Consider the following 24,100-nt stretch of genomic DNA (forward strand, 5'->3'; position numbering starts at 1 on the left):
ATTGCACCCTCAGTCACCGAAGGCTTGTACGGGGGGGCGACCTTATTGCGCGTCCCCGCGGCTTGCGTTCGCTGCAAGGTGGATCCCGGCACAGAGCCGGGATTACGCGGAGGGTGGGGCACGCGATCTAGCGCAGCGGGTTGATATGGTCGCGGCTCCGTCACGCGTTGCGTTCAATTAGCCTCGGAGAAAGCGAGTTTCAAAATCGCTGTCAGCCCGTATTCCATATCATAAAAGGGCTCTGCCAGCTTCAATGTGGCAGCCTTCAAACGGTCGTAACGTTCATGATCACTCGCCAGTGTGAGGACTGCGTCTGCGTGGCTCTGCGCATCGTCGGGAATGGCGGCCAAAGACGCCGGGCGCAGGTCGTCGAGTGCTGGAACGACTGAGTTGGTCACCAGCGGACGACCAGCCAATATGCCTTCTACTGCAGTCATGGCAAATCCCTCCTGGAAGGCGCTGGTCGTCGGCACAATCACAGCGTGGATTGATCTGTAGATCACTTTGATTTCAGCAGGGGTCGTCCAGCCGCGGATATCAAATATCTTGTCCAATCCCATCGCGGTCACAGCCTTGCGCAATGCCCCAAGATCCGGCCCGTCGCCGCAGATCGTCCACCGCACGGCACCAGGGCTGCGGCGTTCGACGGATTGCGCAATGGTCGGGAGTAACAACAACCCTTTGTCTTCGACCGCTCGACCAACGAACAGGACATTGAACGGACCATCACGAGGCGGTGGCGGCGGTATGTCGTCAAAATATGCACGACGAAATTGCGGTAGAAAACGGTATACCGATCCGCTTTCCCGGCCAGAAACCATTCTTATTTGCCTGCACGCTTCTTCGGATACTCCGAGCGCTGGTCCCTTGATCTGTCGCCAGAACGGCAGGTTGATGCTAGCTTTTGCCTTGGCTATCATCCCACGGGGAGGAAAGCCAGCAGGCCACAGGACATTATGCAAGATTGGAACAACCGGTATTCCGGCCATCTGGAATATCGGCAAAGCAAACCATGCGAGCGCACCGGAATCCACCAGAGCGATGTCTGCCCCAAACCTTTTCGCTGCGGATAAAGCGGCCGCAGCCTTGCGCATTTCTGCCAGGTAATATCTGGCGCCACGCCCAGATCGGAAGGGCCGGTGTTCAAGGGTGAAGCGGTCATCGACGAAGCGTTCATTGTCGCGACCGAAGGACATGAACAGCGCTTGCGCATCTAGCTGTTCGACGAACTCAGCGATCTGGCTCGAGAAGGTAATCGACATTTGGGAAGGGTCATCCTCCCCGGACCGCCATGCGCGATGTGCGGTGATGACATCTGCCGAGCCCGCCGAAATGTAAAAAATCTTCATTGGCGCCCCCCCCTCGGGGCTCTATTGATTCGCCGCCCCCGACGTTGAGCCTCAACAAGAACCTACCAAGGGGACATTCTTGTCGCTTATTTCTGTTTGTATTCAGGAACTTCTAAAAAATTCTTACACTGACGTCGGCTGCGTTTGCATCGATGCTCGAAACGGAAGGTAGCTCAGGCGGGTATGCCCGCGGTTGAGCGGAAGCGAAACGACCGCTTATGCTTTACGGCCTAGGTGAATATTTACAGCCCGGCATCACAACAAACGTAAAAAAAGGCCCGATGCGAAGCGCACCGGGCCTTTCCCATTACCCTATCGCCTCAGCGATCAGGCGAGATCGCGCACGTCAGGCTCACGCGCCCAGAAGCGCTTCGCCGCTGCCTTGACGAAACCCGCGCCCAGATCGGTCACGCCTTCGTCCTTCTCGACGCCGGCCTTGTCGAGCAACGGCTGTGCCGCTGCGCTCGCACCCACCGCCTTAAGATGCCCGAACGCGTCCATTGCGAACTGGACCGCCGCGCCCTGCTTGAGAAGCGTCGCGCAACCCTCTGCCGAAAGCGCGATCGCGACCGCGTCGAAGATCTGCGACGGCGTGCCGGCTAGCTGGCCATCGGCCTTGCGCTTGCTGCCGTCCGACAGCGTTGCGCCGCCGACCTTGGGCGCGACCAGCACGGCCTTGCCCTTGGCGTCCTTGATCGACGCGACCAGCGCGTCGAGCTCGGCGGCGTCTGTGCCGTCGGCGATCAAAATGCCGACGACGCGGCCTTCCAGCGTCTCCTTCATGTTTTTCTGAATCGACAATGCGTCCGAAGGCTTCATGTCGACCGGCTCGCGTGCAGCCTTCGCCTTTTCAGGCAGATCGATGTTTAGGCCGTCCGCGACACGCTGCGCGAGACCCTCATCGACGTTGCGCAGATTGGCGACCATCCGCGGCGGGACCTGATCGAGCAGGCCGACCTTCGACAGCTCGAATACGAACGACGACGCGATATGCGCCTGCTCGTTTTCGGTCGCCGAGTTAAAGAACAGCCGTGCCTGGCTGTAGTGATCCGCGAACAGTTCCGAACGGACACGGAGCTTGTCGCCCGTCTCGTTGTCGCCGGTCGCGGCGTTGGTCGTCACATAGCCCTTGGTTGCGCTTTCGCGCGGTCCGCCATCCTCGCCATGCGCGGCAAGGCTGTTGGGCTCATAGTTCGCGCGGCCCTTGGGGACCTTGGTCTGCATCATCCCGTCGCGCTGGAAGTTGCCGGCCGGCGAGCGCGGGCTGTTGATCGGGATCTGGTGGAAGTTGGTCGTCCCCAGACGCGACTTCTGCGTGTCGAGATAGCTGAACAGGCGGCCCTGGAGCAGCGGATCGTTCGAGAAATCGATCCCCGGCACGACGTTGGTCGGCAGGAACGCGACTTGCTCGGTCTCGGCGAAGAAGTTGTCGACGTTGCGGTTGAGCACCATCCGCCCGATGATCCGCACCGGCACGTCCTCTTCCGGGATCAGCTTGGTCGAATCGAGCACGTCATACGGCTGCGCTTCGGCAAATGCCTGGTCGAACACCTGGATGCCGAGCTCCCATTCGGGGAAATCGCCGGTGTCGATCGCCTCGAACAGATCGCGACGGTGATAGTCGTTGTCGGCGGCCTGGAGCTTGAGCGTCTCGTCCCACACGGTCGATTGGAGGCCGAGCTTGGGCTTCCAGTGGAACTTGACGAAGCTGCTGTTGCCCTCGGCGTTGACGAGGCGGAAGGTGTGGACGCCAAAGCCTTCCATCATCCGCAGCGAGCGGGGGAGGGTACGGTCCGACATCGCCCACATCAGCATGTGGGTCGCTTCCGGCATCAGCGATGCCCAGTCCCAGAAGGTGTCGTGCGCGCTGCCGGCCTGCGGATAGGCGCGGTCGGCTTCCATCTTCACCGAATGGATAAGGTCCGGGAACTTGATCGCGTCCTGGATGAAGAACACCGGGATGTTGTTGCCGACGAGATCCCAATTGCCTTCGGTCGTGTAGAACTTGACCGCAAAGCCGCGCACATCGCGCGGGGTGTCGACCGAGCCTGCACCGCCGGCGACGGTCGAGAAGCGAACGAAGACCTCAGTCTTCTCGCCCTTCTTGAAGACGGCTGCGCGCGACAGGTCCGAAATGTCGTCGGTCGCTTCGAAATAGCCGTGCGCGCCCGAACCGCGTGCGTGGACGATCCGCTCCGGAATCCGCTCGTGGTCGAAGTGGAAGATCTTCTCGCGCAGGACGAAGTCCTCCAGCAGCGTGGGGCCACGCGATCCGCTCTTGAGGCTGTTCTGGTTGTCGGAAACGGGCACGCCGTGGTTGGTCGTCAGGACCGGCGCATCGCCTTGCGCCTGCTGGTGCGTCTCGCCACCGTTGCCGGTGACCGTGTCGAAATCTGCCATGTGGGAGCCTTCTTGGGGGTTCGGGCAGACGACGAACGCGGGGCGGGTAGGTTCCGTTAATTATGGTTGATCTAGATCGTAATGGGCCGATGGAACGATCGGAGGCCGGCAGGCTGCCGGTCGTCGCTGCGCCGAACAGCGCATGACCTTGCCGGCAAACGATTCCCCGATGGCGGACGATCAAGGAAGGTTTTCCACCGCGCCTTCAAATGGACTAGACCCCCCGGAATGGCCGGGGCAAGGCGGGGGGTATGGAGTGCCGATCGAGCTTTATCGTAGCGACACACTGCTAGTCCGGCAGGTGGCGATCGAGGGATGTGACCGATGGGTCATCACGTTCGATCACCACAGTATCGGCGATGGGTTCGACCGCAAGGGTTTTGGCGAAAGCTTCCTGCAGGCAAACGGCATATCGGCGATCCACGTGCTCGGCCGTGGTAATGACTGGTATCAATATGACGACATCTTTGCGGCGGCCGCGGTCGTTCGCGCCGCGACCAGCGGTGCGGTGCGCCGGGTTGCCTATGGATCCAGCATGGGGGGATATGCCGCGGTTCGGCTGGCCGACGCAATCGGGGCCGATGCCGTGCTGGCGCTTTCGCCGCAATGGTCGATCGATCCGGCAATCGCGAGTTGGGACAATCGCTGGTCGCAGGACGCGCATCGCATCCGCTGGTTGAGCACGATGGCCGTACCACTGCGCCCCGCCCCGTCGAGCGTGCTGGTCTATGATCCGCACCTTCCGCTCGACCGCCGTCATGCGCTGCTGATCGCGGAGCAAACCGGATCGCACCTCTTGCCGGTGGCGCATTGTCTGCACCCTGCCAGCACGTTCCTCGGCGAAGTCAGCCTGCTGCGCGGGTTACTCGAGGACCTGCTCTATGACCGATTCGACGCGCGCGCGATGGCAACGGAGATCCGGGCGAGACGCGCGACCAGTTCGGTCTATCTGGGCGCGCTGGCGGAACGGCAACCGGCGGTCCGTCCACGGACCGCGATCGCGCTTGCCCGCCGGGCACGGCTGGTAAAGCCTGATTCGGCGCTTGGTATGCTCAGCCTCGCGCGCATCCTGACGCGGACCGGCCATCACGACGAAGCGCTGGAGACCCATCGCCAGATCGCCATCAAGGTGAATCGTCTGCCGATCTATCTCGTCCCGTTCGCCAATGCCCTGGTGGATGCGGGGGAAGGCGAGGAGGCGATCGCGGTGGCCGGGGAAGTGGTGGATGCCGAGCCCGACGTCGGCCATTTGCGGAACTGGTTTGCGACGATGCTGTGGCAGCGCGGGGAACGCGCAGCGGCCGTGGCGCACATGGCGCGGGCGGTCGCGCTCAATCCGATGGAACGACGCTATCGCCGAAAGCTTTTCCGATATCGCCTGGCACGGCATGCCTGGACGATCCTCGACGTCATGACGTTGCAGGGAATCCGCGAGAGGGCGGCGGACCGGAAGCGCAAGGCCGCGCTGGCCGCATCGTGATCCCGGTATGATTGTACTGGACCATGGTTAATTATGATCGGGAGGAACCGTAGGCTTCGGATGCGGGTTTCGGCGGCCATGACCCAGACCTCAGATCCCACGCGCTATCCGCTGCTCGCCAATCCCCACATCCGCCTGTCGGGCACCGTGGACCAGTTGATGTACGAAAATTTCCGGGCGCAGCTCGGCAATTGCCCGTCCGAAGGCACCATCGTCATCGCACTGACGACGCTTGGCGGCGACCCCGAAGTCGCGCGGACGATGGCGGATGATATCCGGCTGCTCGAGGATCATGACGGGCGCGAGATCCTGTTTCTCGGCAAGGTCGCGGTTTATTCCGCGGGCGCGACTTTCATGTCGGCCTTCCCGGTCGCGCGCCGCTTTCTCACGCGCCATACCCGGCTGATGCTGCACGAGCGGCAGATCACCAAGCAGATCGATCTCAACGGCCCGCTGCGGATGGTCGTTGCATCGATCAAGGCGGCGCTGCACGAAGTCGAGCATTCGATCGAGATCGAGGAAGAGGGTTTCCAGGCGATCGTCCGCGACAGCCAGGTGACATTCGAGGAACTACGCGAGAAGGCGCCGTCCAACTGGTATATCGAGGCCGAGGAAGCGCGCGATCGTGGGCTCGTGCTCGACGTCATCTGATCGGATGATGCCGGCCCCCGCAATCGCAGTTGCAGCAATTCGATGCCGCAAGGGTTTGCGGGTCGGGCCTTGCTTGTGTACGGCTACCCGCACAACCCGGCGGTAACCCGCCCTCCTGGATGGAAAACGCGAGCAAGCGATGGCCGAATTCTTCCTCCCCGCCAACTCCAAGCCCAAGTCGGGTGGCAAGGTTCATAAAGCGGCACCTGAAGCGACACGAATCAAGAAATTCAAGATCTATCGGTACGATCCGGATGCGAACGCGAACCCGCATTACGACACGTTCGAGGTCGATCTCGACTCGTGCGGCCCGATGGTGCTCGATGCGCTGATCAAGATGAAGGGCGAGCAGGATTCGTCGCTCACCTTCCGTCGGTCGTGCCGCGAAGGCATTTGCGGATCGTGCTCGATGAACATCGACGGTCGCAACGGCCTGGCGTGCACGACCGCGATCGAGGACGTGAAGGGCGACATCCGCATCACGCCACTGCCGCACATGGAAGTGATCAAGGATCTCGTTCCCGATTTCACGCACTTCTACGCGCAATATTCGTCGATCAAGCCGTGGCTGCAGACGGTGACGCCGCCCCCCGCAGGCAAGGAACGGCTCCAGTCGCCGGCGGAGCGCGAGAAGCTCGACGGTCTGTACGAGTGCATCCTGTGTGCTTGCTGCTCGACCGCGTGCCCGAGCTACTGGTGGAACAGCGACAAGTTCCTCGGCCCGGCGATCCTGTTGCAAGCCTATCGCTGGCTCGCCGACAGCCGCGACGAGATGACCGGCGAGCGACTCGACGAGCTCGAGGACCCGTTCCGCCTGTATCGCTGCCACACGATCATGAACTGCGCGAACGTCTGCCCCAAGGGTCTCAACCCCGCCAAGGCGATCGCCGAGATCAAGCTGATGGAAGCCGAACGCGTCGTCTGACCATCGCCACCCCGCCCGGATTGTCCGGGCGGGGATGGAAACGAGGACCTGCCGCGTTTGACCGCACCCTTTACCTACGAAGACGATCCCGATCTGGCGGGATGGAAGCGGTGGCAGTTTCGCGATGCGACTCGCTACAATGCCTTCCTCGAACCGTTGCAGGTGAGGGTTGAAGGCGAGATTGCCCGCGTGCGGATGAGCCCGCGCCACGAACATTCCAATATGCGCGGTGATGTCCACGGTGGCGCGCTGCTCGGCTTCATGGACGTCGCATTGTTCGCCGCGGCGCGCGGGTTCGGTGTGCTGTCGGCGGGTGGGGCGGTGACGCTCGACTTGTCGGCGCAATTCATCGGCGGCGGCGCGATCGGTATTCCGCTCGAAGCGCGGATCGAGCTGTTGCGCGAAACACGTAACATGCTCTTCCTGCGCGGGCTGATCGTCCAGGACGACAGGCCGACCATCGCCAGCTTCACGGGCACATTGCGCAAATCGACCCCGCCGCCCGATCGCGCCTCCGAACGAGTATAATTGCAGAATGACCAATGTCCTCGCGCGCTATGACGCGCTGATCGCCTCGGGGGAACTCAAGCCCGACCCCGAACAGGCCGCCGCGGCGCGCCGTCTTGCCGATCTTGCCACCGCACTCGAAGCGACGCCCAAGCGTGGATCGATGCTGTGGCGTGTGCTCGGCCGCAAGCCCGAGGCGCCGCGTGGCCTGTACGTCTGGGGCGGGGTGGGGCGCGGCAAGTCGATGCTGATGGACCTTTTCTTCGATGCGCTCGACATCCGGCGCAAGCGTCGCGTCCATTTCGCCGAATTCATGCTGGAGGTTCACCAGCGACTCGCGGTCGAGCGCGCCAAGGAACTGGGCGACCCGATCCCGCCGCTCGCCAAGGCGATTGCCGAGGAAGTTCGGCTGCTCGCGTTCGACGAGATGATGGTGACGAACAGCCCCGACGCGATGATCCTGTCGCGGCTGTTTACGCTGTTGCTGGAAGAGGGCGTGACCGTCGTCACCACCTCCAACCGCCCGCCGGCGGATCTCTACAAGAACGGGCTCAACCGTGAGCATTTCCTCCCCTTCATTGCGCTGATCGAGGCGCGGATGGATGTGATCACGCTCAACGGGCCGGTCGATTATCGCCGCGACCGGCTGGGGTCGATCGATACCTGGCTGGTCCCCAATGGCCCCGAGGCGACCAAATTGCTTTCGGGCGATTTCTTCCGCCTGACCGATTTCCCGGTCGAGGACCGCGCGCATGTCCCGTCCGAGGATCTGATCGTGCAGGGCCGCAGCGTCCATGTCCCCAAGGCGCTCAAGGGCGTCGCGGTGTTCAGCTTCAAACGACTGTGCGAGGAGGCGCGGGGCAGCGCGGATTACATCGCGATCGCGCGGCGCTATCATACGGTGATCGTGGTCGGCATTCCAAAGCTCGGGCCGGACAATCGCAACGGGGCGGCACGGTTCGTGGCGCTGATCGATGCGCTGTACGAACAGAAGGTCAAGTTGCTGGCGGCGGCGGATGCCGAGCCGCAGGACCTGTATGAGAGCGGGGACGGTCGGTTCGAGTTCGACCGGACCATCAGCCGGCTGGAAGAGATGCGGTCGGAAGAGTATCTTGCTGCGGGACATGGCGGCGACTGACGACGGCGGGTCGTAAGGAACTGTTTCCCCGCGAAGGCGGAGATCCAGAGCCACAAGCGTCGCACCCCCGTAACTCTGGGCTCTTGCATGCTCTCAAGCACGGCAAAGCCTAATTGCACTTGCGAACGAATTGCAATAGCGTGGCAAATCCTTTGCCTTACGGGTTGCCCAAATGCGAAAACCCGCCTAAGTCGACGCCCGGCAGAGCTCGCCCGATCGCTCCTGAGTTATTAACGCCCTGGGCGGGCCTAAGCGAAAAGGATCCCGGATGGCTCGCAAGAAGATCGCGCTGATCGGCGCCGGCAACATTGGCGGCACGCTCGCCCATCTCGCAGCGCTCAAGGGCCTCGGGGATGTCGTGTTGTTCGATGTCGTCGAAGGCGTTCCCCAGGGCAAGGCGCTCGACCTCAGCCAGTGCAGCCCCGTCGAAGGCTTCGACGCGACCATCACCGGCACCAACGATTACAAGGACATCGCAGGCGCGGACGTGATTATCGTCACCGCTGGCGTCGCGCGTAAGCCCGGCATGAGCCGCGATGACCTGCTCGGCATCAACCTGAAGGTCATGAAGGCCGTCGGCGAGGGCATCGCTGCCAACGCACCCGACGCGTTCGTCATCTGCATCACCAACCCGCTCGACGCGATGGTCTGGGCGCTGCGCGAATTCTCGGGGCTCCCGCACAACAAGGTCGTCGGCATGGCCGGCGTGCTCGATTCGGCGCGCTTCAGCCACTTCCTCGCGGACGAGTTCAAGGTCTCGGTCAAGGATGTCACCAGCTTCGTGCTCGGCGGGCATGGCGACACGATGGTCCCGGTCATCTCCTATTCGACCGTTTCGGGCATCCCGGTACCCGACCTCGTCGCGATGGGTCGTTCGACCCAGGAAAAGATCGACGCGATCATCAAGCGCACCCGCGGCGGCGGCGGCGAGATCGTTGCTCTGCTCAAGACCGGCTCGGCTTATTATGCGCCCGCGACCAGCGGCATCGCGATGGCCGAAGCCTATCTGTACGACCAGAAGCGCGTCCTTCCTGCAGCGGCACACCTGACCGGCCAATATGGCATCGACAATCTCTATGTCGGTGTCCCGGTCGTGATCGGTGCGGGCGGCGTCGAGGAAGTCATCGAGATCAAGCTCGACGACGAAGCGAAGCAGAACCTCAGCGTGTCGGTGGATGCGGTCAAGGAACTCCTCGTCGCGTGCAAGGCGATCGACGGGTCGCTCAACTGATATTCTCTGCGGGGCGCGCGACAGCACGATCCCCGCATTCTCTTATTTAGGAAGAGTGCTGCATGAGCATCCTCGTCGACAAGAACACCAAGGTTATCACCCAGGGCATGACCGGCGAAACCGGCAGCTTCCACACCAAGGCGGCGCTGGAATACGGCACGCAGATGGTTGGCGGCGTCACGCCCGGCAAGGGCGGCACGACTCACCTCGACCTGCCGGTGTATGACACCGTCGCCGAGGCGGTCGCGATGACCGGTGCGACCGCGTCGGTGATCTATGTTCCGCCCCCCTTCGCGGCGGATTCGATCCTCGAGGCGATCGACGCGCAGGTTCCGCTGATCGTCACGATCACCGAGGGTATTCCGGTGCTCGACATGGTTCGCGTCAAGCGCGCGCTGTCGGGGTCCAAGTCGCGGCTGATCGGCCCGAACTGCCCCGGCGTCCTGACCCCGGGCGAGTGCAAGATCGGCATCATGCCCGGCAGCATCTTCAAGCAGGGTTCGGTCGGCGTTGTCAGCCGTTCAGGCACGCTCACCTATGAGGCGGTGTTCCAGACGTCGAACGCAGGCCTTGGTCAGACGACCGCGGTCGGCATCGGTGGCGATCCGGTCAACGGCACGAACTTTATCGACGTGCTCGAGCTGTTCCTCGCGGACGACGCGACCAAGTCGATCATCATGATCGGCGAGATCGGTGGTTCGGCCGAGGAAGAGGCTGCGCAGTTCCTGATCGACGAGGCCAAGCGTGGGCGCAAGAAGCCGATGGCCGGCTTTATCGCGGGCCGTACGGCACCTCCGGGTCGTCGCATGGGTCACGCCGGTGCGATCGTCTCGGGCGGCCAGGGCGGCGCGGAAGACAAGATTGCGGCGATGGAGCGCGCGGGGATCCGCGTTTCCGCTTCGCCGAGCGAACTGGGCACGACCTTGCTGGAAGTGCTCAAGGGTTAAAGGCACGTCGCCCCGGCCGGTTGGTCGGGGCCGCCGCGTCCGGTCGGGCGCGGCGGTGTCCCACTACTAAAGACCCCAATGTTTCGGGGTGACGAGGACTCGCTATGGGCTACGAGAACCAGGACTTCGGCGATATCGCAGGCGGCGTCAGCCCCGCGTTCATCGAGACGCTCTACGCGCGTTTCCGCACTTCCCCGGACAGCGTCGAGCCGGCCTGGCGTGGCTTTTTCGAAGGGCTCGAAGGCACGTCCTCGGGCCCGAGCTGGCAGTCCGCGAAATGGCCGCTGTCGACCACCGACGATCTGACCGCCGCGCTCGACCCGACCCAGATGGAGCCCGCGCCCAAGCCCGTGAAGGGCGGCGCTAAGCCTGCTCCGGCGGCGGCCCCCGCGGTCAGCCAGGATGACATCATCCGCGCGGCAGGCGACTCCATCCGCGCGATGCTGCTGATCCGCACGTACCGCGTGCGCGGCCATCTCGCCGCCAATCTTGATCCGCTGGGTCTCTCCAAGCGCGAGATGCCCGCCGACCTCAAGACCGAATATCACGGCTTCTCGGATGCCGACATCGACCGCCCGGTCTACCTTGGCGGGACGATGGGGCTGCAATGGGCGACCGTGCGCGAGCTCGTCGACACGCTGCGCGCCAATTATTGCGGCAATGTCGGCCTCGAGTACATGCACATCGCCGACGTCGAGGAGCGGCGCTTCCTGCAGGAACGCATGGAAGGCAAGGACAAGGCGATCGAGTTCACCGACCTCGGCAAGAAGGCGATCCTCAACAAGGTGATCGAAGCCGAGCAGTGGGAACGCTTCTGCGGCAAGAAATATGTCGGCACCAAGCGCTTTGGGCTCGACGGTGGCGAGAGCATGATCCCCGCGCTCGAATCGGTCATCAAATATGGTGGCTCGCTCGGCGTGAAGGAGATCGTCTTCGGCATGGCGCATCGCGGGCGTCTGAACGTCCTCACCAACGTGATGGCCAAGCCGTTCCGCATCATCTTCCACGAATTCGGCGGCGGGTCGGACAATCCCGATGACGTCGCGGGTTCGGGCGACGTGAAATATCACCTCGGCACCTCGACCGACCGCGAGTTCGACGGGATCAGCGTCCACATGTCGCTGGTCGCCAACCCGTCGCATCTGGAAGCGGAAGATCCGGTCGTGCTCGGCAAGACTCGCGCGATCCAGACGATCGCGAACGACCTGACCGAGCACAAGGCATCGCTTCCGGTGCTGATCCACGGCGACGCGGCGTTCGCGGGGCAGGGGATCGTATGGGAGTGCCTCGGCTTCTCCGGCATCCGCGGGTATAACACCGGCGGCTGCGTCCACTTCATCATCAACAACCAGGTCGGCTTCACCACCAGCCCGCAGTTCGCGCGCTCGTCGCCGTACCCGTCGGACGTCGCCAAGGGCGTCCAGGCGCCGATCTTCCACGTCAACGGCGACGATCCCGAGGCCGTGACCTTCGCCACCAAGATGGCGATGGAATTCCGCCAGCAGTTCCACCGCGACATCGTGATCGACATGTGGTGCTACCGCCGCTTCGGTCACAACGAAGGCGACGAGCCGGGCTTCACCCAGCCGTTGATGTACAAGGAAATCAAGGACCACCCGCCGGTCAGCGAAATCTATGGCAAGAAGCTGATCGACCAGAAGGTGATCGACGCCGCCTGGATCGACGAGAACATCAAGCAGTACACCACGCTGCTCGAAGGCGAGTTCGAGGCGGGCGCGAGCTACAAGCCCAACAAGGCGGACTGGTTCGCCGGGCGCTGGTCGGGGCTTCATGCCCCGGCAGATGCCGAGACCGCGCGCCGCAACGTCAACACCGGCATGGAACAGAAGCTGTTCGATTCGCTCGGTCGCACGCTGACGACGATCCCCGAGGGCCTGGCGGTTCACAAGACGCTCAACCGCGTGCTCGATGCCAAGCGTGAGATGTTCAAGTCGGGCCGCAACTTCGACTGGGCGACCGGCGAGGCACTCGCCTTCGGGTCGCTGTTGTCTGAAGGCTATGGCGTCCGCCTGTCCGGGCAGGATTCGGGCCGCGGGACCTTCTCGCAGCGTCACGCGGTCTGGGTCGACCAGACCGACGAGCACAAGTATCGCCCGCTCGAGACGATCCCGCACGGCCGCTTCGAAGTGCTCGACAGTCCCCTGAGCGAATATGGCGTGCTTGGCTTCGAGTATGGCTACGCGCTCGCGGACCCCAAGACGCTCGTCATGTGGGAAGCGCAGTTCGGCGACTTCATGAACGGTGCGCAGATCATGATCGATCAGTTCATCGCGTCGGGCGAAGCCAAGTGGCTCCGCGCCAACGGGCTCGTGATGCTGCTGCCGCACGGCTACGAAGGGCAGGGGCCGGAGCATAGCTCGGCGCGAATCGAGCGCTTCCTCCAGCTTTGCGCGCAGGACAATATGCAGGTCGCGAACTGCACGACGCCGGCCAACTATTTCCACCTGCTGCGCCGGCAGATGCACCGTTCGTTCCGCAAGCCGCTGATCGTCTTCACGCCCAAGTCGCTGTTGCGGCACAAGATGGCGGTGTCGCAGATCGACGACTTCCTCGGCGACAGCCACTTCAAGCGGTTGCTGAGCGATCCGTCGGCCCCCGCCGACATCGACGTCAAGCGGCTCGTCCTGTGCTCGGGCAAGGTCGCCTATGACCTGATCGAGGCACGCGACGCGGCAGGCGACACCAACACCGCGATCGTGCGGGTCGAGCAGCTCTATCCCTTCCCGGGCGAGCCGCTGGTAGAGCGCATGAAGCGGATGCCCAATCTCGAGACGGTGGTGTGGGCGCAGGAAGAGCCGAAGAACAACGGCGCCTGGAGCTTCGTCGAGCCGTTCATCGAGGAGGTTCTCACCGAGGTTGGCGGTCCGGTCACGCGCGCGCGCTATGCGGGGCGTGCGGCTTCGGCCTCGCCCGCGACGGGCCTGATGAAGCGGCACCAGACCGAGCAGGCGGCGCTCGTCGCCGATGCGCTCGGCCACAGCGTCCGCGAGGAAATCCGCCGCACGCGGAAGGTTTGAAACGTTGCTCCGCTGCTTCCCCGGCGAAGGCCGGGGCCCAGTAGCGGGGCATAAGGTAATTTCGCGCGGCGCTTGATCAGCGAGCGTTGCGCACCTGGGCCCCGGCCTTCGCCGGGGAAGATAAAAGAGGCGCATATGGCAACCGAAGTCACAGTACCGGTACTCGGCGAATCGATCACCGAGGCGACGCTCGGCGAATGGCTCAAGCAGCCCGGCGACAAGGTCGCCGCAGACGAGCCGATCGCCAGCCTCGAGACCGACAAGGTCTCGGTCGAGGTGCCGTCGCCGGTCGCCGGGATCATGGGCGAACATGCGGTCAAGGTCGGCGAGACGGTCCAGGTCGGCGCGATGCTCGCGACGATCGATTCGGGCGATGGCGCAGCGGCTTCGGCCCCGGCACCCCAGCCTGCGGTCACCGCTTCGCCCGAGCCCGCAGCCGCACCGGCCGAGCAGTCGAACCCCGCCGCGACCGCCGGCCAGCAGGCTCCGTCCTCGTCGAGCGATGGCCCTGCCGCGCTTAGCCCGTCGGTGCGCCGTGCGGTGCTCGAGCATGGTGTCGACCCCTCGACCGTCAAGGGCACCGGCAAGGATGGCCGCCTGACCAAGGACGACGTCGCCGCCGCCGCCGCTTCGACCCCCGCGCCTGCGCCAGCCGCTGCTGCCGCGCCGGTTTCGGCCTCGGTCGCCGCGTCGACGGGACGCAAGGAAGAGCGCGTCCGCATGACGCGCCTGCGCCAGACGATCGCCAAGCGCCTCAAGGAAGCGCAGAACACCGCCGCGATGCTGACGACGTTCAACGACGTCGACATGACTGCGGTGATCGCGGCGCGCGCCAAGTACAAGGACCTGTTCGAGAAGAAGCACGGCGTGCGTTTGGGCTTCATGGGCTTCTTCGTGAAGGCCGCGACGATGGCGCTGCGCGACATCCCGTCGGTCAACGCATCGATCGAGGGCGATGACATCGTCTATCACGACTACGCCGATATCTCGGTCGCGGTTTCGTCGCCGGGTGGCCTCGTCGTTCCGGTGATCCGCGATGCCGACCAGATGTCGGTCGCGCAGATCGAGAAGACGATCGGCGACTTCGGCAAGCGCGCCAAGGACGGCGCGCTTAAGATGGACGAGATGAAGGGCGGCACGTTCACCATCTCGAACGGCGGCGTGTTCGGCTCGCTGATGTCGACCCCGATCATCAACCCGCCGCAGTCGGCAGTGCTCGGGCTTCACCGCATCGACGAGCGTCCGGTGGTGGTCGACGGGCAGATCGTGATCCGCCCGATGATGTATCTGGCATTGAGCTACGATCACCGGTTGATCGATGGTCGCGAAGCGGTGACGTTCCTCGTCGCGCTCAAGAATGCTATCGAGGACCCGACGCGGATCTTGATCGACCTGTGAGGATGCGATGAACTGGCGCGACCATATCCATTCGAACCCCGACATTCTCGGCGGCAAGCCCGTCGTGCGGGGAACGCGGATATCGGTCGAGCTGATCCTCGAGTATCTCGCCGAAGGTGCGCCGGTCGGCGAGGTGCTCGATGGCTATCCTTCCCTGAAGGAAGCCGATGTGCTGGCGGCGATCGCTTTCAGTCACGACCTGTTGGTCAAGCAGGCCTCGGCAGCGAGTCGAGAGGCTGCTTGAACGGTGCGGCTCCTGCTCGACGAGAATGCCCACCGCATCGTCGTGGAGCGGTTGCGGGATGCCGGGTTCGAGCTGGAATGGATCAGCGACACGACCCCCGGCGCATCGGACCCGGAAATCCTCGCGCGGCCGGATATCGATCAGGTCATCCTGATCACCAACGACAGCGACTTTGGCGACTTGATCTTCAATCACGGCCTGCCGGCCCCGAAGACCATCCTTTACACGCGGCTACCGCATCGTGCCGCCGAGCAAACCGCTGCCCGCCTGATCGCCTTGCTTGAAGCGGGCGTACCGGCGGGCCAGATGATTACTCTGACGAAGAACGGGGCACGGACGAAGCCGTTTCCCCCTGGAGCACACCATGGCTGACTATGATTTCGACGTTCTGATCATCGGTGCCGGACCCGGCGGCTACGTCGCGGCGATCCGCGCGGCGCAGCTGGGCTTGCGCACGGCATGCGTCGAGAGCCGCGAGACGCTTGGCGGCACCTGCCTCAACGTCGGCTGCATCCCGTCCAAGGCGATGCTCCACGCGTCCGAATTCTACAACGACGCGAAGAACGGCATGATGGCCAAGCTTGGCGTCAAGATGGACAACGTCACGCTCGACCTCGACACGATGCACGCGCAGCGTCGCGACGCGGTCAAGCAGCTGACCGCGGGCGTCGCCTTCCTGTTCAAGAAGAACAAGGTCGAATGGCTCAAGGGCCAGGCGAGCTTCACCGGCAAGGACACCGTCGAAGTTGCGGGCCAGACCTACCGTGCCAAGAACATCGTGATCGCGACCGGCTCGTCGGTCACCCCGCTGCCGGGCGTGACGGTCGATCAGAAGGTCGTGGTCGATTCGACCGGCGCGCTCGAACTGGCGAAGGTGCCCGAGCATATGGTCGTCATCGGTGGCGGCGTGATCGGGCTCGAACTCGGCTCGGTGTGGAAGCGGCTTGGCGCTCGCGTCACCTGCGTCGAATATCTCGACCAGATCCTCCCCGGCTTCGATGGTGAGATCCGCAAGGAATCGAACAAGATCTTCAAGAAGCAGGGGATCGAGTTCAAGCTGTCGACCAAGGTCACCGGCGTGACGGTCGAAGGCGAAAAGGCAACGATTACGGTCGAGCCTGCCGCCGGTGGCGCACCCGAGACGATCGAGGCGGATACCGTGCTCGTGTCGATCGGGCGGCGTCCCAACACCGATGGCCTCAACCTCGAGGCCGCGGGTCTCTCGACCAACGCGCGTGGGCAGGTCGAGACCGATCACCGCTTCCAGACGTCGGTCCCCGGCATCTGGGCGATCGGCGACGTCGTCCCCGGCCCGATGCTCGCGCACAAGGCCGAGGATGAGGGTATTGCGGTTGCCGAGAACATCGGTGGCCTCACCGGCATCGTCAATCACGACGTGATCCCGTCGGTCGTTTACACCTGGCCCGAGATCGCAGGCGTCGGTCTGACCGAGGAAGCCGCGCGCGAGAAGGTCGCCGAGGTCAAGGTCGGCAAGTTCCCGATGGCCGCCAACAGCCGCGCCAAGACCAACCACGAGCCCGATGGCTTCGTGAAGGTGATCGCGGACGCCAAGACCGATCGCGTGCTCGGCGTGTGGGCGATCGCCAGCGTCGGCGGGACGATGATCGCGGAAGCGTGCACCGCGATGGAATTCGGCGCGACCAGCGAGGACATCGCCTACACCTGCCACGCGCATCCGACCCATGCCGAGGCGATGAAGGAAGCCGCGATGGCGGTCCGCGGCAAGGCGATCCACGTCTGATTGGTTGCGGGATCGGCATGGGGCATCATCATTGCCCCATGCCGGTCCGCTAGCGGAACGATCTCCGGGTCGGGCAGTTTCCCCCGACGTGCCGCGTATCTGGCACGGGTAACAGGGATCTACCGATGAAAAAGACGATGTTTGTGGCGCTGTTGGCGCTCGCACTGCCGCTCGCCGCCTGCGGTGGTAATGGCGACGGCAAGCTTGCCAAGCAAGTCGAGAAGGCTGGCGAGAACCGTGCCGACGCGATGGAGGCGCAGGCGGAGAATTTGCAGGAAGCCGCCAAGGCCGAACGCGAGACCGCTGAAGACCGCGCCGATGCGATCCGCGCGGCGGACGTCAACGCCCAAGCGATGACCCCGGAGCAGCGCGGCGAAGTCGTCGCGAACCAGGCGGCCGCGGTTCGCTGATTTTTTCGTGACAAACCAATGCCGGTGTCTTCGCGAAGCGGAGATGCCGACATTACTCCTGTCTTGCCGGTAGCAACCGTCACGCCATATCGACGGGTAAATGGGCCATGTGTCGGCGGGAGGAACTACTAAGCCCGTCAATCATTTCGACGAACTGGTAGCTGAAGTCGTACCAACCCGGCGCCGGGATCGGCGCGAAGCAACCGCAGGCAAGTGCCCCGCAAGACGCCGCTTCGATGCTGGCGTCGCCCCCGACCGATGAAGCGATCGCGGGCGGCAGCGATCGTCGTCCGATCAAATATCGAGGATCCTAGACGGATGGCTCCTGAACCGGACTACGTCCGCCAGGGCGATCATATTGCCCATCAAACGGCCTTTCCGATCGATCCACGGCTCTGGCGCAAAGGACCGCGCCGTGTTTGCCGCAAGGTTGCGTATCATCAGACGCGCGGCGAGAGGGATAGACATCGTTCCCTTTCGGGTCAGATAGATCGGGTTGGCGATTTGCGAATAGCCAAGCTGGCGTCCGGAGGAGCGTCCTCCCTTCACGCCTTGATGGACGCCAACGAAGGCGTTCGTACCGCAAATCTCGCCGTGGACCATCGCGCGGCGGGCAAAATCAATGTCCTCCTGCCAGCCGTATAGCGGCAGCGCTTCATCGAAGGTCATGCCGACGATCGCGCTGCGGCGAAACGCCATGTTGCAGCCGTAGAGGCCATGAAGCGGCGTCAGCTGGATCTCGTGCGATGGTGAGTTCGCGTCGTGCGCGGTAATTGCCGCTTCGGCGTCGGCATAGGAGATGCCGGGCCCGTTGACCCCGTCCGCCAACAAATGCCCCGACGCGCCTACCACGGTCGGGCAATTATCGAAAAGCCGAGCAATCCCCTCAACACAATACTTGCTGGGTACATAATCATCGTCGAAAAATGCGATAATATCTGTATCGGGAGACAGAATATCCATGCCGTGGTTTCGCTGGACGCAAGACCCACGCGGACCATATGCAATCAAAACTCTGCCATGACGAACAAGGTCGCGTGTATCCTCGTCTCTAGAGACCGAAAAAACCACCTCATGGGGTTGATAGGTCTGATAATCGATATAATCGACCCAACGAGAAAGTTCCTGTGGCCGACCGCAGCTTGCTATCACGATTGATACTCGTGTTGAATACATTCGTTATGCCCGGCAGAATCTCGTGGTAACCTTAAAACCGATATAACCGCTTTATGTTATGATACTAGGGTGCAACGGTCATCATCATAAACCAAAGTATTTGTATTGTTTACTGAAGGAGTTGTCGTCTGCCTTGTGGACGGGAAAGGAGCGGGGGCGTTCTGGCCTCGCAGTGCAGCACACCCCATATGGCGGACATGCCCCCACCCGTGCCGTCCCTCCCGCCCGCCCTGACCGACTGGTTCGCCGAAAAGGGCTGGGCACCGCGCCGGCACCAGCTGGACATGCTCGCCGTCGCAAGGTTGGGCGCGCATGGGTTGCTCGTCGCCACCACCGGCGCGGGCAAGACGCTCGCAGGGTTTCTGCCCACGCTTGCCGAGCTGATCGAAAACCCCGGCGAAGGGCTCCACACGCTCTACGTCTCCCCGCTCAAGGCGCTCGCGGTCGATATCCAGCGCAACCTGCTCGCGCCTGTCGAGGAGATGGGACTCGACATCCGGATCGAGACCCGTACCGGCGACACCCCCAGCGACCGCAAGGCGCGGCAGCGGATCCGCCCGCCGCAGATCCTGCTGACCACGCCCGAATCCCTTAGCCTGTTGCTCAGCTACCCCGATGCCGCGACGATGTTCGCCGGGTTGCGCACGATCGTGGTGGACGAAGTCCATGCCTTCGCGACGGGCAAGCGCGGCGACCTGTTGTCGCTCGGCATGGCGCGGCTTCAGACGATCTCGCCCGGCCTACGTCGGGTCGCGCTGTCGGCGACGGTCGCGGACCCCGACGGCTACCGGGCGTGGCTCGCGCCCGATGGCGATATCGATACCGTCCAGTTGGTGAAGGGGGATCCCGGTGCCGCGCCCAATATCGCAATTCTGCTCCCCGAGGGCCGTATCCCGTGGTCGGGCCATTCGGGACGCTATGCCGCCGAACAGGTGATCGCCGAGATCGAGACGCACAAGACCACGATCGTCTTCTGCAACACCCGCGCGCTGGCCGAATTGATCTTCCAGGATCTGTGGAAGGCGAACGCCATGAACCTGCCGCTCGGCGTGCATCACGGCTCGCTGAGTATCGAGGCCCGCCGCAAGGTCGAAGGCGCGATGGCGGACGGCAAGTTGCGCGGACTGGTCGCGACCGCTAGCCTCGACCTGGGGGTCGACTGGGGCGACGTCGATTGTGTGATCCAGATGGGCGCGCCCAAGGGCTCGTCACGGTTGCTACAGCGGATCGGGCGGTCGAACCACCGGCTCGACGAAGCCTCGGAAGCGATCGTCGTGCCGGGCAACCGCTTCGAATATCTCGAGGCGCGTGCAGCACTCGACGCGGTTGAAGCAGGCGAACTTGACGAGGAGGTGTTTCGCGCAGGCGCGCTCGACGTGCTCGCGCAGCATGTGATGGCGTGTGCCTGCGCAGCCCCGTTCGATCAGGCCGTACTGCTCGATGAAGTTCGCTCCGCGCTCCCCTATTCCGCGTTGACCGCCGAGACGTTCGAACAGGTGCTGAGCTTCATCCGTGACGGTGGCTATGCGCTGCAGGCGTACGACAAGTTCAAGCGGCTGACGCAGGACGCCGACGGGATGTGGCGGATCACCCATCCGCGTTTCATTGCGCAGCATCGGCTCAACGCCGGGATCATCGTCGAGGCGACGATGCTCAGCGTTCGCTTCAAGAACGGGCGCACGCTCGGTCGAGTCGAGGAAGCGTTCGCGGCGACGATGAGCCCCGGCGACACCTTCTTCTTCGCGGGCATGAGTTTGGAGGTCGAGCGGATCGACACCGAGGATCTCGTCGTCCGCGCGACCGCCCGCCCGGCCCGTATCCCGAGCTACGGCGGTTCGCGGATGCCCTTGTCGACCAACCTCGCGGACCGGGTGCGCGGATTCCTGGCGGACTCCTCCGAATGGGCGCGTTTCCCGGACGACGTGCGCGAATGGCTCGAGGCGCAGCAGGCGCGATCGACGATGCCGCGCCCGGGCGAGTTGCTGGTCGAGACCTTCCCGCGCGAAGGGCGGCATTACATGGTCGCCTACAGTTTCGAAGGGTGGAACGCACACCAGTCCCTCGGCATGTTGATCACGCGGCGGATGGAGACGCAGGGGTTGCGGCCGATCGGTTTCGTCTCGAACGACTATGCGCTCGCGTGCTTCGGGCTCAATCCGATCACCGATCCGAAAGCACTGTTCTCGCCCGATATCCTCGAAGGCGAATTTGTCGAATGGGTGCAGCAATCCGCACTGCTCAAGCGCGCGTTTCGCGAGGTCGCGGTGATCGGCGGGCTGGTCGAGCGGCAGATCCCGGGCAAGCGCAAGACCGGACGGCAGGTGACCTTCTCGACCGACCTGATCTACGACGTGCTGCGCAAATACGAGCCCGCGCATATCCTGCTCCAGGCGGCATGGGCGGATGCGCGCGCGCGGATGACCGACGTTGGCCGCCTCGCCAACCTGCTCGACCGCGCGGCGGAGACGATGCTGCACGTCGATCTGCCGCGGATCTCGCCGCTCGCGGTGCCGGTGCTGACGCTGATCGGGCGCGAGAAAGTCGCGCAGGGCATGTCCGACGATGCCTTGCTCGAGGAAGCCGAAGTGCTGGCGGCCGAGGCGATGCGGATCGACTGATCGCGCTTGTGAAGGGGCCGGAACGAGCGTAGTTTGTGACCATGTTTCCGGCGCTGTTCCTGGCCGTCCCGCTGGTCGCCTTGCTCGACCCCGGACAGACCGTGGTACAGCCCGTTCCGCCCCAGACGCCGCCGGTTGCTGCGCAGCAATCGCCGCAGCAAGACGGTCAGACCGCCCTGGCCGAAGAACTCGGTTTCGGGATCGATCATACGCGGATGACGGTGCCCGTCACGATCGGCGCCGGCGGCCCGTTCCGTTTCATCGTTGATACCGGCTCTGAACGCACCGTATTGTCGCACGAGCTTGCCGCCACGCTGGGGCTGTCGGTGGGGCGCAGGGTGCGCGTGACCGCGATGGCGGGGACGGTGCCCGTCTCGACCGTCCTCGTGCCCCATATCGTTGTCGGCTCCCCCAAGGCGGGTGCGCAACTGACGGGGACGCGGATCGAAGCGCCGGTGCTGTTCGAACAGCATCTTGGCGCGTCGGGGCTGATCGGGATCGACACGTTGCAGGGCAAGGCGGTCGAGATCGACTTTGCGCGCAACGTCATGACCGTATCCCCCGCGACGCGGCGCACCCGGCGCGAGTTCTTCGGCCGCGACGACATCGTCATCCGCGCGAAGAACCTGTTCGGCCAACTTGTCGTCACCGATGCGCATTATGGCGGTCGGCGGATCCGCGTCGTGATCGACACCGGATCGGTCGTCAGCATGGGCAACATTGCGCTCCAGCGGCTCGTTGCCAAGAGCAGCGGTCCGCTGACGGCGGTGCGGCTGCTCAGCGTCACCGGCGCGGTGCTGGAGGCGCAGTACAGTATCGTGACGGGGGTTCAGGTCGGCGATATCAAGCTCGCCAATCTGCCGATCGCGTTCTCGGATGCGGCACCGTTCGCACGGCTCGGACTGGCGGATCGGCCCGCGCTGTTGCTCGGGATGGATGCGATGCACCTGTTCGGGCAGGTGCGGATCGACTTTGCCAATCGCGAATTGCATCTGGCGCGGCCGCATGCCGCGGCAGCGGCATTGTAGCGGGCACATCCTAGCAGTTGCGTTCGTATCGCGCCGCGCTAGCTTTGCCCGGATACTCTTGTGGGGGGCACCACCATGCGCGCAACGCTTTCGACGATCCTTCTCGGCACCGTGGCCGCCGCCGCGCTGACCCCTGCCGCCTCCGCACAGGAGCGCCCCGACCAGAAGGCGTTCTTCGAGATCTACAAGGAGCTGGTCGAGACCAACACCACGCTCTCCGTCGGTAGTTGCACGCAGGCGGCGGCGCAGATCGGTGCACGGCTCAAGGCGGCGGGCTATGCCGATACCGACATCACCTATTTTGCGGTCCCCGATCACCCCAAGGAAGGCGGGCTCGTCGCGGTGCTCAAGGGCAGCAATGCCCGGATCAAGCCGATGCTGCTGCTCGCGCATCTCGACGTGGTCGAGGCCAAGCGCGAGGACTGGACGCGCGATCCGTTCAAGCTGGTCGAGGAAGGCGGCTATTATTACGCGCGCGGCAGCACCGACGACAAGGGGCAGGCGGCGATCTGGTCCGACGCGATGATCCGCTTCAAGACGGGCAATTATCGCCCCAAGCGCACGATCAAGCTCGCGCTGACCTGCGGCGAGGAGACGACCTTCGCGTTCAACGGCGCGGAGTGGCTGGCCAAGAACAAGCCCGACCTGATCGCAGCGGAGTTCGCGCTCAACGAAGGCGGTGGCGGGCTGCTGACCGAGCAGGGCGAACGCAAGACGCTGTTCCTCCAGGTGGGGGAGAAAGCCGCGCAGAACTTCAAGCTGGTGGCCACCAACCCCGGCGGGCACAGTTCGCAACCGACCCCCGAGAATGCGATCTACCAACTGTCGGATGCACTGAAGGCAGTGCAGGGGTATGAATTCCCGATCCGCTTCACCGACACCACCCGCGCCTTCTTCGCGGGCAATGCGGCGGCGCAGCCCGGCCCGATGGGCGATGCGATCAAGCGGCTGCTCGCCAACCCCGCCGATACCGAGGCAAACGCGGTGGTCAGCAGCAACAAGACGTTCCACTCGGTCCTGCGCACCACGTGCGTCGCGACGCTGGTCGATGCCGGCCACGCCGAGAACGCCCTCCCGCAGCGCGCGACGGCCAACGTCAATTGCCGCATCTTCCCCGGCGAGACGGTCGACGCCACGCTTGCGAAGCTGAAGGAGCTTGCGGGGCCAAAGGTGACGGTCACCGCCAACCAGCCGATCCGCCCGACCGCGGTCCCGCCGACGCTCGACCCCAAGATCCTCGGTCCCGCCAAGGCGGTCGCGGCGAAGCATTTCCCCGGCACCCCGATCCTGCCGATGATGTCGACGGGGGCGACCGATGGCGTATTCCTCGAGGCGGTCGGAATCCCGGTCTACGGCGTGCCGGGTATGTTCATCGGTGCGGACATCAACGGCGCGCACGGGCTCAACGAGCGGATGAACGTCAAGTCGCTGTACGACGGGCGAGATTATCTGTTCGACCTGGTCAAGACCTATGCGGGGTAGGCGGTTTGGGTTCGCAGACCGCCGCCTGCCGAGGCGCGGCGGTCAAAGCCCCGCGATATCGAGCGCGGCGGCAAGTTCGTCGCTCATCCCCGTGTCCTGTTTGGGCGACAGGCGGTTGAGCACGGTCTGAACGCGTTTCTGCGCGACCTGCAGCGTCTTATGGCGGACTTCGCGGATCTGATTGGTCCGCCACGACTTGCTTTCGCCCAGCAGCGCCGCCCATTTCGCTTCCTCCGCCGACAGGATGGCGAGCGCGAGGCGCAGGCCGTCGCGGCGGCCGTGGTCGTACTCTTCGGACATCGGCATTCTTTCCCCG

The 24,100-nt window shown here is 63.9% G+C and carries 20 protein-coding genes; 16 read left to right on the forward strand and 4 right to left on the reverse strand.

Annotation, left to right across the window (positions count from 1 at the left end):
- Positions 1-173 precede the first annotated feature (173 nt).
- Together ABIC17_RS11165 and ABIC17_RS11170 are read right to left on the reverse strand one after the other, a co-directional pair.
- Positions 174-1,349, reverse strand: coding sequence for a glycosyltransferase family 4 protein (locus tag ABIC17_RS11165; RefSeq protein ID WP_354281880.1), 1,176 nt, complete (start codon positions 1,347-1,349; stop codon positions 174-176).
- Positions 1,350-1,676: 327 nt separating this feature from the next.
- The gene (locus ABIC17_RS11170; protein WP_354281882.1) at positions 1,677-3,749 is read right to left on the reverse strand and encodes a catalase; all 2,073 of its coding nucleotides are present in this window, start codon (positions 3,747-3,749) and stop codon (positions 1,677-1,679) included.
- Positions 3,750-4,005: 256 nt separating this feature from the next.
- Between ABIC17_RS11170 and ABIC17_RS11175 the strand changes: the two genes are divergently transcribed.
- From ABIC17_RS11175 to ABIC17_RS11235, 13 genes are all read left to right on the forward strand, one after another.
- Positions 4,006-5,229, forward strand: a complete 1,224-nt coding sequence (locus ABIC17_RS11175; protein ID WP_354281884.1) for a tetratricopeptide repeat protein — start codon at positions 4,006-4,008, stop codon at positions 5,227-5,229.
- A gap of 78 nt (positions 5,230-5,307) precedes the next feature.
- A complete protein-coding gene (locus ABIC17_RS11180; protein WP_354281886.1) occupies positions 5,308-5,880 on the forward strand; it encodes an ATP-dependent Clp protease proteolytic subunit in 573 nt (190 codons plus the stop codon).
- A 139-nt stretch (positions 5,881-6,019) separates the two neighbouring features.
- Positions 6,020-6,805 carry a succinate dehydrogenase iron-sulfur subunit gene (locus tag ABIC17_RS11185; RefSeq protein WP_354281888.1) on the forward strand — a complete coding sequence of 262 codons (786 nt, stop codon included), beginning with the start codon at positions 6,020-6,022 and terminating at the stop codon, positions 6,803-6,805.
- Positions 6,806-6,862: 57 nt separating this feature from the next.
- Positions 6,863-7,333, forward strand: coding sequence for a PaaI family thioesterase (locus tag ABIC17_RS11190; protein WP_354281890.1), 471 nt, complete (start codon positions 6,863-6,865; stop codon positions 7,331-7,333).
- A gap of 7 nt (positions 7,334-7,340) precedes the next feature.
- A complete protein-coding gene (gene zapE, locus ABIC17_RS11195) occupies positions 7,341-8,450 on the forward strand; it encodes a cell division protein ZapE (protein ID WP_354281892.1) in 1,110 nt (369 codons plus the stop codon).
- Positions 8,451-8,718: 268 nt separating this feature from the next.
- Complete coding sequence (gene mdh / locus ABIC17_RS11200) at positions 8,719-9,681, forward strand: malate dehydrogenase (protein WP_242140424.1); 963 nt, start codon at positions 8,719-8,721, stop codon at positions 9,679-9,681.
- Positions 9,682-9,743: 62 nt separating this feature from the next.
- Positions 9,744-10,628 carry a succinate--CoA ligase subunit alpha gene (gene sucD, locus ABIC17_RS11205; RefSeq protein ID WP_010160545.1) on the forward strand — a complete coding sequence of 295 codons (885 nt, stop codon included), beginning with the start codon at positions 9,744-9,746 and terminating at the stop codon, positions 10,626-10,628.
- A gap of 104 nt (positions 10,629-10,732) precedes the next feature.
- Positions 10,733-13,666 carry a 2-oxoglutarate dehydrogenase E1 component gene (locus ABIC17_RS11210; protein WP_354281895.1) on the forward strand — a complete coding sequence of 978 codons (2,934 nt, stop codon included), beginning with the start codon at positions 10,733-10,735 and terminating at the stop codon, positions 13,664-13,666.
- A 135-nt stretch (positions 13,667-13,801) separates the two neighbouring features.
- Positions 13,802-15,064 carry a 2-oxoglutarate dehydrogenase complex dihydrolipoyllysine-residue succinyltransferase gene (gene odhB, locus ABIC17_RS11215; protein ID WP_354281897.1) on the forward strand — a complete coding sequence of 421 codons (1,263 nt, stop codon included), beginning with the start codon at positions 13,802-13,804 and terminating at the stop codon, positions 15,062-15,064.
- Between the two features lie 7 nt (positions 15,065-15,071).
- Positions 15,072-15,308 (forward strand): DUF433 domain-containing protein, encoded by a 237-nt coding sequence (locus tag ABIC17_RS11220; RefSeq protein ID WP_131531017.1) that lies wholly within the window; start codon positions 15,072-15,074, stop codon positions 15,306-15,308.
- Positions 15,309-15,311: 3 nt separating this feature from the next.
- Positions 15,312-15,680: a DUF5615 family PIN-like protein gene (locus tag ABIC17_RS11225; RefSeq protein ID WP_354281899.1), complete on the forward strand. Its 369-nt coding sequence runs from the start codon at positions 15,312-15,314 to the stop codon at positions 15,678-15,680.
- Positions 15,673-17,070 (forward strand): dihydrolipoyl dehydrogenase, encoded by a 1,398-nt coding sequence (gene lpdA / locus ABIC17_RS11230; RefSeq protein ID WP_354281901.1) that lies wholly within the window; start codon positions 15,673-15,675, stop codon positions 17,068-17,070. The genes ABIC17_RS11225 and lpdA overlap by 8 nt, the downstream gene beginning before the upstream one ends.
- Before the next feature lie 125 nt (positions 17,071-17,195).
- Positions 17,196-17,480 carry a hypothetical protein gene (locus tag ABIC17_RS11235; protein ID WP_354281903.1) on the forward strand — a complete coding sequence of 95 codons (285 nt, stop codon included), beginning with the start codon at positions 17,196-17,198 and terminating at the stop codon, positions 17,478-17,480.
- Between the two features lie 294 nt (positions 17,481-17,774).
- Here the strand turns inward: ABIC17_RS11235 and ABIC17_RS11240 are convergent, their stop codons facing one another.
- Entirely contained in the window at positions 17,775-18,656 is an 882-nt protein-coding gene (locus ABIC17_RS11240; RefSeq protein WP_354281905.1) for a glycosyltransferase family 2 protein, read from the reverse strand.
- Between the two features lie 197 nt (positions 18,657-18,853).
- On the opposite strand from ABIC17_RS11240, the gene ABIC17_RS11245 reads away from it, so the two are divergent.
- From ABIC17_RS11245 to ABIC17_RS11255, 3 genes are all read left to right on the forward strand, one after another.
- Positions 18,854-21,274 (forward strand): ligase-associated DNA damage response DEXH box helicase, encoded by a 2,421-nt coding sequence (locus ABIC17_RS11245; RefSeq protein WP_354282317.1) that lies wholly within the window; start codon positions 18,854-18,856, stop codon positions 21,272-21,274.
- A gap of 41 nt (positions 21,275-21,315) precedes the next feature.
- A complete protein-coding gene (locus ABIC17_RS11250; RefSeq protein ID WP_354282319.1) occupies positions 21,316-22,302 on the forward strand; it encodes an aspartyl protease family protein in 987 nt (328 codons plus the stop codon).
- Between the two features lie 75 nt (positions 22,303-22,377).
- Positions 22,378-23,784, forward strand: coding sequence for a M20/M25/M40 family metallo-hydrolase (locus tag ABIC17_RS11255; protein ID WP_354281907.1), 1,407 nt, complete (start codon positions 22,378-22,380; stop codon positions 23,782-23,784).
- A gap of 42 nt (positions 23,785-23,826) precedes the next feature.
- Here the strand turns inward: ABIC17_RS11255 and ABIC17_RS11260 are convergent, their stop codons facing one another.
- Positions 23,827-24,084 carry a hypothetical protein gene (locus tag ABIC17_RS11260; protein WP_354281908.1) on the reverse strand — a complete coding sequence of 86 codons (258 nt, stop codon included), beginning with the start codon at positions 24,082-24,084 and terminating at the stop codon, positions 23,827-23,829.
- Between the last annotated feature and the right edge of the window lie 16 nt (positions 24,085-24,100).

The organism is Sphingomonas sp. PvP056, assembly GCF_040549155.1.
GTDB lineage: Bacteria > Pseudomonadota > Alphaproteobacteria > Sphingomonadales > Sphingomonadaceae > Sphingomonas.

Bases quoted from the DNA above. Each gene is read 5' to 3' on its own strand.
- ABIC17_RS11165 (WP_354281880.1), bottom strand. From the start codon at position 1,349: ATGAAGATTTTTTACATTTCGGCGGGCTCGGCAGATGTCATCACCGCA.
- ABIC17_RS11170 (WP_354281882.1), bottom strand. From the start codon at position 3,749: ATGGCAGATTTCGACACGGTCACCGGCAACGGTGGCGAGACGCACCAG.
- ABIC17_RS11180 (WP_354281886.1), top strand. From the start codon at position 5,308: ATGACCCAGACCTCAGATCCCACGCGCTATCCGCTGCTCGCCAATCCC.
- ABIC17_RS11185 (WP_354281888.1), top strand. From the start codon at position 6,020: ATGGCCGAATTCTTCCTCCCCGCCAACTCCAAGCCCAAGTCGGGTGGC.
- zapE (WP_354281892.1), top strand. From the start codon at position 7,341: ATGACCAATGTCCTCGCGCGCTATGACGCGCTGATCGCCTCGGGGGAA.
- mdh (WP_242140424.1), top strand. From the start codon at position 8,719: ATGGCTCGCAAGAAGATCGCGCTGATCGGCGCCGGCAACATTGGCGGC.
- sucD (WP_010160545.1), top strand. From the start codon at position 9,744: ATGAGCATCCTCGTCGACAAGAACACCAAGGTTATCACCCAGGGCATG.
- ABIC17_RS11210 (WP_354281895.1), top strand. From the start codon at position 10,733: ATGGGCTACGAGAACCAGGACTTCGGCGATATCGCAGGCGGCGTCAGC.
- odhB (WP_354281897.1), top strand. From the start codon at position 13,802: ATGGCAACCGAAGTCACAGTACCGGTACTCGGCGAATCGATCACCGAG.
- ABIC17_RS11220 (WP_131531017.1), top strand. From the start codon at position 15,072: ATGAACTGGCGCGACCATATCCATTCGAACCCCGACATTCTCGGCGGC.
- lpdA (WP_354281901.1), top strand. From the start codon at position 15,673: ATGGCTGACTATGATTTCGACGTTCTGATCATCGGTGCCGGACCCGGC.
- ABIC17_RS11235 (WP_354281903.1), top strand. From the start codon at position 17,196: ATGAAAAAGACGATGTTTGTGGCGCTGTTGGCGCTCGCACTGCCGCTC.
- ABIC17_RS11240 (WP_354281905.1), bottom strand. From the start codon at position 18,656: ATGTATTCAACACGAGTATCAATCGTGATAGCAAGCTGCGGTCGGCCA.
- ABIC17_RS11245 (WP_354282317.1), top strand. From the start codon at position 18,854: ATGCCCCCACCCGTGCCGTCCCTCCCGCCCGCCCTGACCGACTGGTTC.
- ABIC17_RS11250 (WP_354282319.1), top strand. From the start codon at position 21,316: ATGTTTCCGGCGCTGTTCCTGGCCGTCCCGCTGGTCGCCTTGCTCGAC.
- ABIC17_RS11255 (WP_354281907.1), top strand. From the start codon at position 22,378: ATGCGCGCAACGCTTTCGACGATCCTTCTCGGCACCGTGGCCGCCGCC.
- ABIC17_RS11260 (WP_354281908.1), bottom strand. From the start codon at position 24,084: ATGTCCGAAGAGTACGACCACGGCCGCCGCGACGGCCTGCGCCTCGCG.